The organism is Streptomyces yongxingensis, assembly GCF_055597465.1.
Genome location: NZ_CM145717.1, coordinates 1,126,876 through 1,136,522, shown reverse-complemented (window position 1 = coordinate 1,136,522; position 9,647 = coordinate 1,126,876). Strand labels below are relative to the sequence as shown.

1 protein-coding gene is annotated in these 9,647 nt (G+C 72.8%); it reads left to right on the top strand.

What is annotated here, in order from left to right; translation table 11 throughout:
• The first annotated feature begins 12 nt into the window (after positions 1 to 12).
• On the top strand, positions 13 to 9,630 hold the full coding sequence (locus tag ACZ6TD_RS05030) for a type I polyketide synthase (protein WP_471351090.1): 9,618 nt from the start codon (positions 13 to 15) through the stop codon (positions 9,628 to 9,630).
• Positions 9,631 to 9,647 lie beyond the last annotated feature (17 nt).

The following is a 9,647-nucleotide window of genomic DNA, read 5'->3' as shown; positions in this document are numbered from 1 at the left end:
GGGCTGGGGATAGTGGCGGAAGACGAAAAACTCCTTGACTACCTCAAGAAGGTGACGGCAGACCTGCGTCAGGCTCGTCGGCGACTTCGACAGGTGGAGGAGCGGGACCGGGAGCCCATCGCCATCGTGGCGATGAGCTGCCGGTACCCGGGAGGTGTGAAGACTCCGGAGGAGCTGTGGCGGCTCGTCGCCGAGGGCGGTGACGCCATCACCGAGTTCCCGCCCGACCGGGGCTGGGACGTGGATGGCTTCTTCGACCCGGACTCGGACCGATCCGGCACGTTCTCCGTCCGTGAGGGCGGATTCCTGGACGCGCCCGGCGACTTCGACCCCGGCTTCTTCTCCATGAGCCCGCGGGAGGCGCTCGCCACCGACCCCCAGCAGCGGCTGCTGCTGGAGACCGCCTGGGAGGCGTTCGAGCGCGCCGGAATCGACCCGGCGTCGGTGCGGGGCAGTCAGGCCGGTGTGTTCGTCGGCGCCTCGCCCTCCGGCTACGGCGCCGGGGTGAGCGAGATGCCCGAAGGCGTGGAGGGGCTGCTGCTCGCGGGCAACGCCACCTCCGTGGTCTCCGGGCGGGTGGCCTACACCCTGGGTCTGGAAGGACCCGCCGTGACGGTGGACACCGCGTGCTCGTCGTCGCTGGTCGCCCTGCACTGGGCCTGCCAGGCGCTCCGTCAGGAGGAGTGCTCGCTGGCCCTGGCGGGTGGCGTCGCCGTCATGTTCACCCCGAGCATGTTCGTCGAGTTCAGCCGGCAGGGCGGGCTCGCCCCCGACGGACGGTGCAAGGCGTTCGGCGCGGGCGCCGACGGCACCGGCTGGGCGGAGGGCGTGGGCCTGCTCCTCCTGGAGCGGCTCTCCGACGCCCGGCGCAACGGCCACCCGGTGCTGGCCGTCGTCCGGGGCTCGGCGATCAACCAGGACGGCGCGTCCAACGGTCTGACGGCGCCCAATGGCCCCTCGCAGCGGCGGGTGATCCGCCAGGCGCTCAAGAACGCGGGCCTGACCCCCGCCGATGTGGACGCGGTGGAGGCACACGGCACGGGTACGTCGCTGGGCGACCCGATCGAGGCGCAGGCGCTGCTGGCCACCTACGGCAAGGAGCGGCCGGAGGACAAGCCGCTGTGGCTGGGCTCGCTGAAGTCCAACATCGGCCACTCCCAGGCCGCCGCCGGTGTCGGTGGGGTCATCAAGATGGTGATGGCCATGCGGAACGGCGTGCTGCCCAAGACGCTCCACGCGGATGAGCCGTCCACCCAGGTGGACTGGTCGGAAGGCGATATCCGGCTGCTCAACGAATCGACCCCGTGGCCCGAGACCGAGCAGCCCCGGCGGGCCGGTGTGTCTTCGTTCGGCATCAGCGGGACGAACGCGCACGCGATCCTGGAGCAGGCTCCGGAGGCCGAAGCGGTCGAGGAGCCTGTGGCCGAGGTGGCCGACGGTCCGGTGGCGTGGGTGGTGTCCGGCCGCAGCGCGGCCGGTCTGCGGGCGCAAGCGGGCAGGCTGCGGGAGTTCGTGGCCGAACGGCCGGAGCTGAGCGCCGCCGATGTGGCGTTCTCGCTGGTGGCGTCGCGATCGGTGTTCGAGCACCGTGGGGTGGTGACGGGGGCCGATCGTGAGGAGCTCCTGGAGCGGCTGGGCGCGTTGGCCGGGGACGAGATTGCCTCGGGTGTGACGCGCGGCGTGGCGGATGTTCGTGGCCGCTCGGTGTTCGTGTTCCCCGGTCAGGGGGCGCAGTGGATGGGCATGGCGGTGGACTTGCTGGAGTCCTCGCCGGTGTTCGCCGAGGCGATGGCCGAGTGCGAGACGGCGCTGTCGGCGTACGTGGACTGGTCGCTCACCGAGGTGCTGCGTGGCGCCGAGGGCGCTCCCGGCTTCGATCGGGTGGATGTGGTCCAGCCGGTGCTGTTCGCCGTTATGGTGTCGCTGGCGAAGCTGTGGCGTTCGGTGGGGGTGGAGCCCGATGCCGTGATGGGCCACAGCCAGGGCGAGATCGCCGCGGCCTGTGTCGCGGGCGCGCTCTCGCTGCGGGACGCCGCCAAGGTCGTCACCTTGCGCTCGCAGGCGATCGCCGCGGGCCTCGCGGGCCGTGGTGGCATGGTGTCCGTCGGCCTGCCGGCGGACCAGGCCAAGGAGCGTATCGCCGCCTGGGACGGCGCGATCTCGGTTGCCGCGGTCAACGGCCCGGGCTCGGTCGTGGTCTCCGGCGACCCGACGGCGCTGGACGAGATGGTCGCCCAGCTTGAGGGTGAGGAGATCCGCGTCCGCCGGGTCCCGGTGGACTACGCGTCCCACTCCGCGCACGTGGAGGCCATCCGCGAGGAGCTGCTGGAGGTCCTGGCGGACATCGAGCCGCGCGCGTCGGAGGTGCCGTTCTACTCCACGGTGACCGGCGAGCTGGTGGACACCGCCGGTCTGGACGCCGAGTACTGGTACCGCAACCTGCGCCGGACCGTCGAGCTGGAGGCCACCACCCGCGCCCTCCTCGGCACGGGACACGCCACATTCGTCGAGGTGAGCCCGCACCCGGTGCTCACCCTTCCCGTGCAGCAGACCGTGGAGGCCGCTGAGGCCCAGGCCGTGGTCGTGGGCACGCTGCGGCGCGACGAGGGCGGCCTGGAGCGGTTCCTGACCTCGGCCGCCGAGGTGTTCGCGCGTGGCACCAAGGTCGATTGGCTCACCACGCTGGAGGGCCGTGGCGGCCGCCAGGTGGAGCTGCCGACCTACGCCTTCCAGCGCGAGCGCTACTGGCTCGATGGATTCGGCCTGCCGCCCGGCGGAAGCGCGGCCGATGGCGCCGGTTCCGTCGATGCGCGGTTCTGGGAGGTGGTGGAGCGCCAGGATCTGGAGTCGCTCGCGGACGCGCTGGCGGTCGACAGCGAGGCGCCGCTGAGCGCGGTGCTGCCCGCCCTGTCCGCGTACCACCGCAATACCCGCGACCAGTCCACGATCGACGGCTGGCGCTACAAGGTGTCCTGGAAGCCGCTCTCCGACGCCCCCGACGGCTCGCTGTCGGGGACGTGGCTGGTGGTGGTGCCGGCGTCCCGTGCCGAGGACGAGCTGGTGTCGGGGGTTGTCGCCGGGCTCGAGCGGCATGGCGCGGATGTGGTCCAGGTCGCGGCGGACGAGGCGGACCTCGACGCCGACGTGCTGGCGGAACGGCTGCGCGAGGCGGCCGCCGAGGTGCCCGACCTGGGTGGTGTGCTGTCGCTGCTCGCCCTGGACGAGGAGCCCTGCCCGGGGTATCCGGCGCTGTCGGGCGGCTACGCGCTGAGCCTGATGCTGGTGCGGGCCATGGTTCAGGCCGAGATTCCGGCCCGGTTGTGGTGCGGTACGCGAGGCGCCGTGTCGGTGGGCCGTTCGGACCGGCTCACCAGCCCGGTGCAGGCGATGGTCTGGGCGCTGGGCCGGGTGGCCGGGCTGGAGCTGGCGCCGCTGTGGGGTGGTGTGGTCGATCTGCCCGAGACGCTGGATGAGCGCGGCGCGGAGCGGCTGGCCGGTGTGCTGTCCGTCGAGGGTGGCGAGGACCAGGTCGCGGTGCGTGGCTCGGGTGTTTTCGTACGCCGTCTGGTGCGGTCGGCGCCTGTCTCCGGTGAAGAGACGTCGTGGCGGGCGCGTGGCACGGTGCTGGTGACCGGTGGCACGGGTGGGCTCGGTGGCCAGGTGGCCCGCTGGCTGGTCCGCAGCGGTGCCGAGCATCTGGTGCTGACCAGCCGCCGCGGTCTCGAGGCCGAGGGCGCCGCCGAGTTGAAGGCGGAGCTGGAGGGCATGGGTGCCGAGGTGACGGTGGCCGCGTGTGACGCGGCGGACCGTGACGCGCTGGCCGCCGTCCTGGACGCCGTACCGGAGCACCGGCCGCTCACCGGGGTGGTGCACGCGGCAGGTGTCACGATCGCGGCTTCCCTGCTGGAGACGGAGCTCGCGGACGCGGCCAGGGTGGTGTCGGGCAAGGTGGCCGGCGCCGTCAACCTGGACGAGCTGCTCGGCGACCGTGAACTCGACGCGTTCGTGGTCTTCTCGTCCATCTCCGGTGTGTGGGGCGGCGGCAGCCAGGGCGTCTACGGCTCCGGAAACGCCTTCCTGGACGCGCTGGTGGAGCAGCGCCGGGCGCGGGGTCTCGCCGGCACCGCCGTCTCCTGGGGCCCGTGGGCCGAGGGTGGCATGGCGACCCGGGACGACGCGGGGGAGCAGCTGGCGCGGCGTGGCCTGCCCGCGATGGCACCCGAGCTGGCGATCGCCGCTCTGGAGCGCGCGGTGGCCGGTGACGACGGTCTGGTGACGGTCGTGGACGTGGACTGGGAGCGGTTCGCGCCCTCGTTCACCGCGGTCCGGCCCAGTCCGTTGCTGAGCGACCTCGACGAGGTCCGGGCACTGGAGACGAAGGGCGACGGTGGCGAGAGCGCCGAGGCCGCCGGGGCGCAGCTGCGCGAGCGGCTGCAGCCGCTGACCGAGGGCGAGCGGGACCGGGCGCTGCTCGATCTGGTGCGCAAGCACGCCGCCGCCGTGCTCGGCTACGCCTCCGCGGAGACTGTCGAGCCGAACCGGGCCTTCCGCGATCTGGGCTTCGACTCGCTGACCGCGGTCGACCTGCGCAACCGGCTGGCCGCGGAGACCGGTCTCGGCCTGCCCGCCACGCTGGTCTTCGACTACCCCAGCGCCAGTACGCTCGCGGCGTATCTGCGGACCGAGGTGCTGGGCACCTCGTCCCCGGCGATCGCCGCCGGGTCCGGGGCGCCCGCCGGTTCCGGCGCGGACGACGAACCCATCGCCATCGTCTCCATGAGCTGCCGCTTCCCCGGCGGGGTGCGCAGCCCGGAGGACCTGTGGCAGCTGGTCGAGAGCGGCGGTGACGCCATCTCCTCCTTCCCGTCCGACCGCGGCTGGGATCTGTCGGGCATGTATGACCCGGACCCGGACCGGCCGGGCACGTTCTACGCCCGTGAAGGCGGATTCCTCTACGACGCGGCCGAGTTCGACCCCGGCTTCTTCGGGATCTCGCCCCGTGAGGCGCTGGCGACCGACCCGCAGCAGCGGCTGCTGCTGGAGACCTCGTGGGAGGCGTTCGAGCGGGCGGGCATCAACCCCGCGTCGGTGCGGGGCAGCCAGGTCGGTGTGTTCGTCGGCTTTTCGGGCTCCGGTTACGGCGCCAATCTGGAGACGGTGCCCGAGGACGTCGAGGGCCATCTGCTGACCGGCAACGCGGGCAGTGTCGTCTCCGGCCGTCTCGCCTACACCTACGGCCTGGAGGGTCCGGCCGTCACGGTGGACACGGCCTGCTCGTCGTCGCTGGTGGCCCTGCATCTGGCTTGCCAGTCGCTGCGTCAGGGCGAGTGCTCCATGGCGCTGGTGGGCGGCGTGGCGGTGATGGCCACTCCGATGGCGTTCGTCGAGTTCAGCCGGCAGGGCGGGCTCGCCCCGGACGGACGGTGCAAGCCGTTCTCGGCCGCGGCGGACGGTACGGGCTGGAGCGAGGGCGCCGATGTGCTGCTCGTGGAGCGGCTGTCGGACGCTCGGCGCAATGGCCACCAGGTGCTGGGCATCGTGCGGGGCTCCGCCGTGAACCAGGACGGTGCGTCCAACGGTCTGACGGCGCCGAACGGCCCCTCGCAGCAGCGGGTGATCCGTCAGGCGCTGGCCAGCGCCGGGGTGTCCGCCGCCGAGGTGGACGCGGTCGAGGCGCACGGTACGGGTACGTCGCTGGGTGACCCGATCGAGGCGCAGGCGCTGCTGGCCACCTACGGCAAGGAGCGGCCGGAGGGGCAGCCGCTGCTGCTGGGCGCGCTGAAGTCGAACATCGGCCACACCCAGGCCGCGTCCGGACTCGCCGGTGTCATCAAGATGGTCATGGCGATGCGGCACGGCGTACTGCCGAAGACGCTGCACGTGGACGAGCCGTCGCCGCAGGTGGACTGGACGGCGGGCGAGGTGCGGCTGCTGACCGAGACCACCGCGTGGCCGGAGGCGGGCCGGCCGCGCCGGGCCGGTGTCTCCGCGTTCGGTGTCAGCGGCACCAATGCGCACACCATCATCGAGCAGGCACCCTCGGACACCGAAGAGGCGCGACCGGCCGAGGTGACGGCTCCCGACGAGCGTGGCGCGGCTCCCTGGACGCTCTCCGCCCGGAGCGCGGACGGGCTGCGCGCCCAGGCACGGCGGCTGCGGGCCCATCTGACCGCACGGCCCGAGCTGGGCCTGAAGGACGTGGGCTACTCCCTGGTGGCCACCCGGTCGGTGTTCGAACACCGTGCCGTGCTGACGGGCGCGGACCGTGCGGAGCTGCTGCGCGGGCTCGAGGCCGTCGCCAGCGGCGAGGAGGCTCCCGGAGTTGTGCGCTCGGTCGCCACTCCGACGGGAATCACCGCCTTCCTGTTCTCGGGCCAGGGTGCGCAGCGCCTGGGCATGGGCCAGGAGCTGTACGACACCTTCCCGGTGTTCGCCAAGGCGCTGGACGAGGTGTGCGCGCACCTCGATGTGCTGCTGGACCGTCCGCTGAAGGACGTGATGTTCGCGGCCGAGGACAGCGCCGACGCCGAGTTGCTCGACCAGACGGCGTTCACCCAGCCCGCGCTGTTCGCGGTGGAGGTGGCGCTGTTCCGGCTGCTGTCCGCGTGGGGCGTGGCGCCGGATGTGCTGATCGGTCACTCCATCGGTGAGATCGCGGCCGCGCATGTGGCGGGGGTGTTCTCGCTGGAGGACGCGTGCGCGCTGGTGGCGGCCCGTGGCCGTCTGATGCAGGGGCTGCCCGAGGGCGGCGCGATGGTGGCGGTGCAGGCGTCGGAGGAGGAGATCGCCGCGTCGCTGGCCGGTCGTGAGGCCGAGGTGAGCATCGCCGCCGTCAACAGCCCCGCCTCCGTGGTTATCGCCGGTGACGAGGCGGCGGTGCTGGAGATCGCCGGTCAGTGGGCGGAGCAAGGGCGTAAGACGCGTCGGCTGCGGGTCAGCCACGCCTTCCACTCGCCGCGCATGGACGCGATGCTGGACGACTTCCGCAAGGTCGTCGAGGGTCTGTCGTTCGCGCCGCCCTCGATCGCGCTGGTGTCCAATGTGACGGGCAAGTCGGCGGGTGCGGATGAGGTGTGCTCGCCGGAGTACTGGGTGCGCCACGTACGGGAGGCGGTGCGCTTCGCGGACGGGATGCGCTCCCTGGAGAACGCGGGGGTGACCAGGTTCTTCGAGGTGGGCCCGGACGGTGTGCTCTCGGCGATGGCGCGGGAGTGCCTGACGGCGGAGGAGGCTTCGGCTTCTGTCGTGGTGCCCGCGCTGCGCAAGGACCGCCCGGAGGCCCAGGCGTTGACGACGGCCCTGGCTGAACTCCATGTCCACGGCGTCACCGTGGACTGGGAGGCCCTGTTCGCCGGTGAGGACGTCCGGCGGGTCGAGCTGCCGACGTACGCGTTCCAGCGGCAGCGCTACTGGCTGGACGCCCCCGAGGGCGACGCCTCCGCCGCCCCCGCAGCCGCGGACGAAGGTGACGCCCGGTTCTGGGACGCGGTCGAGCGTGAGGACCTCGAGGCGCTGACCACCGCGCTGCAGGTGGACGGGAACGCCTCACTCACCGAGGTGCTCCCCGCCCTGTCGTCCTACCGCAAGGGCCACCGTGAGCGCTCGACGGTGGACGGCTGGCGCTACCAGATCGCGTGGACCCCGGTGTCCGAGCTCGCGGAGCGGGCGCTGACCGGGACCTGGATGGTCATGGTTCCCCAGTCGTACGCCGACCACGAGCTGGTCACCTCCGCGGTGACCATGCTGGAGCGGCAGGGCGCTGAGGCGGCGCGGATCGTGCTCGACGGCGCGGCTGACATCGACCGCGCGGCGGTCGCCGAGATGCTGCGCACGGCGGCCGAGGGCGCGCCGGACGGGGCCGTCGGCGGGGTGCTCTCCTTGCTGGCCCTGGACGAGGACCCCTGCGCCGGGCACACGGTGGTGCCGCGAGGGCTCGCGCTGAACCTCGTCGCGCTGCAGGCACTGGTGGACGCCGGTGTCGAGGCCCCGCTGTGGGTGGCGACGCGAGGTGCCGTGTCGGTGACCGGATCCGACACCCTGCGCAGCGCCGCCCAGGCGCAGATGTGGGGCCTCGGCCGGGTCGCCGGTCTGGAACACCCCCGGCTCTGGGGCGGTCTGGTCGACCTTCCGGAGACGCTCGACGAGCGGGCCGCGGCCCGGCTGTCCGGTGTGCTGGGCGGCGGCGCGGGCGAGTTCGAGGACCAGGTGGCGGTGCGCACGTCCGGCGTGTTCACCCGGCGCCTGGTGCGGGCCACCGCGCCGCAGACCACGGCCCGGCCGTGGACCGCGCGGGGCTCGGTGCTGGTCACCGGCGGCACCGGGGGAGTGGGCAGGCAGGTGGCCCGGTGGCTGGCGCACGCCGGCGCCGAGCACCTGGTGCTGACCAGCCGCCGTGGCCCGGAAGCCGACGGGGTGGCCGAACTGCGCGACGAGCTCACCGCGTTGGGCGCGGACGTGACCATCGCGGCATGTGACGCCGCCGACCGGGAGGCCCTGGCCGCCGTACTGGCCGCCATCCCGGACCGGTATCCGCTGAGCGCCGTCGTGCACGCCGCGGGCGTCCTGGACGACGGTGTGCTGGACGCGATGTCGGTCGAGCGGGTCGCGGGCGTGCTGCGTCCCAAGGTGGACGGGGCCCGCAACCTGCACGAGCTCACCGAGGGCCTCGACCTCTCCGCGTTCGTGCTGTTCTCCTCGCTCGCCGGAGCCATCGGCGGCGCCGGGCAGGGCAGTTACGCGGCGGCCAACGCCTACCTCGACGCCCTGGCACAGCAGCGCCGGGCCCAGGGCCTGGCGGCCACCTCGGTGGCCTGGGGCCCGTGGGCCGAGGGCGGCATGGCGGTCGACGGGGCGCTGGAGGACCGGCTGCGGCGCGGCGGTATGGCCGCGATGACCCCGGAGCTGGCGGTCAAGGCCCTCCAGCAGGCCCTCGACCTCCAGGAGACCCACCTGGCCGTCGCCGACCTCGACTGGGAGCGATTCGCCCCCTCCTACACCGCCGTACGGGCCACCCGGCTGCTGGACGAGGTGCCCGAGGCGCGGCGGATCCTGGAGGCCGCGCCCGGCGGCGGGACCGCCGCGCAGTTCGAGACCGGTGGTTCGGAGCTGCGCGAGCGGCTCGCCGGAATGTCCGAGGCGGAGCAGGAACGAGCGCTGCTCGAGTTGGTCACCACCCAGGTGGCGATGGTGCTGGGCTTCCCGTCGGTGGAGTCGGTCGAGTCCCAGCGGGCCTTCCGCGAACTCGGCTTCGACTCGCTGACCGCCGTCGAACTGCGCAACCGGCTTGATGCGGCGACGGGCCTGCGCCTGCCCGCGACGATCGTCTTCGACCACCCGACGCCCGTGGCGCTGGCCCGCCGACTGCGTACCGACGTCGTGCGGGACGGGGTCTCGGCGGCCGCACCGATCCTCGGCGAGCTGGACCGGATCGAAGCGGCGATGGCCACGATCTCCGCCGACGACGTGGACCGGCCGAGGATCACGACGCGCTTGCAGACGCTGCTTCTGAAGTGGGGAGAAGCGGAACAGGATTCGGGCAACGCTGGCAAGAAGACGGTCGCGAACACGATTCAGTCGGCGACATCCGATGAGATCTTCGACTTCATTGACAAGGAGCTTGGGATTTCCTGAGCTGAGTTTCCTGACGG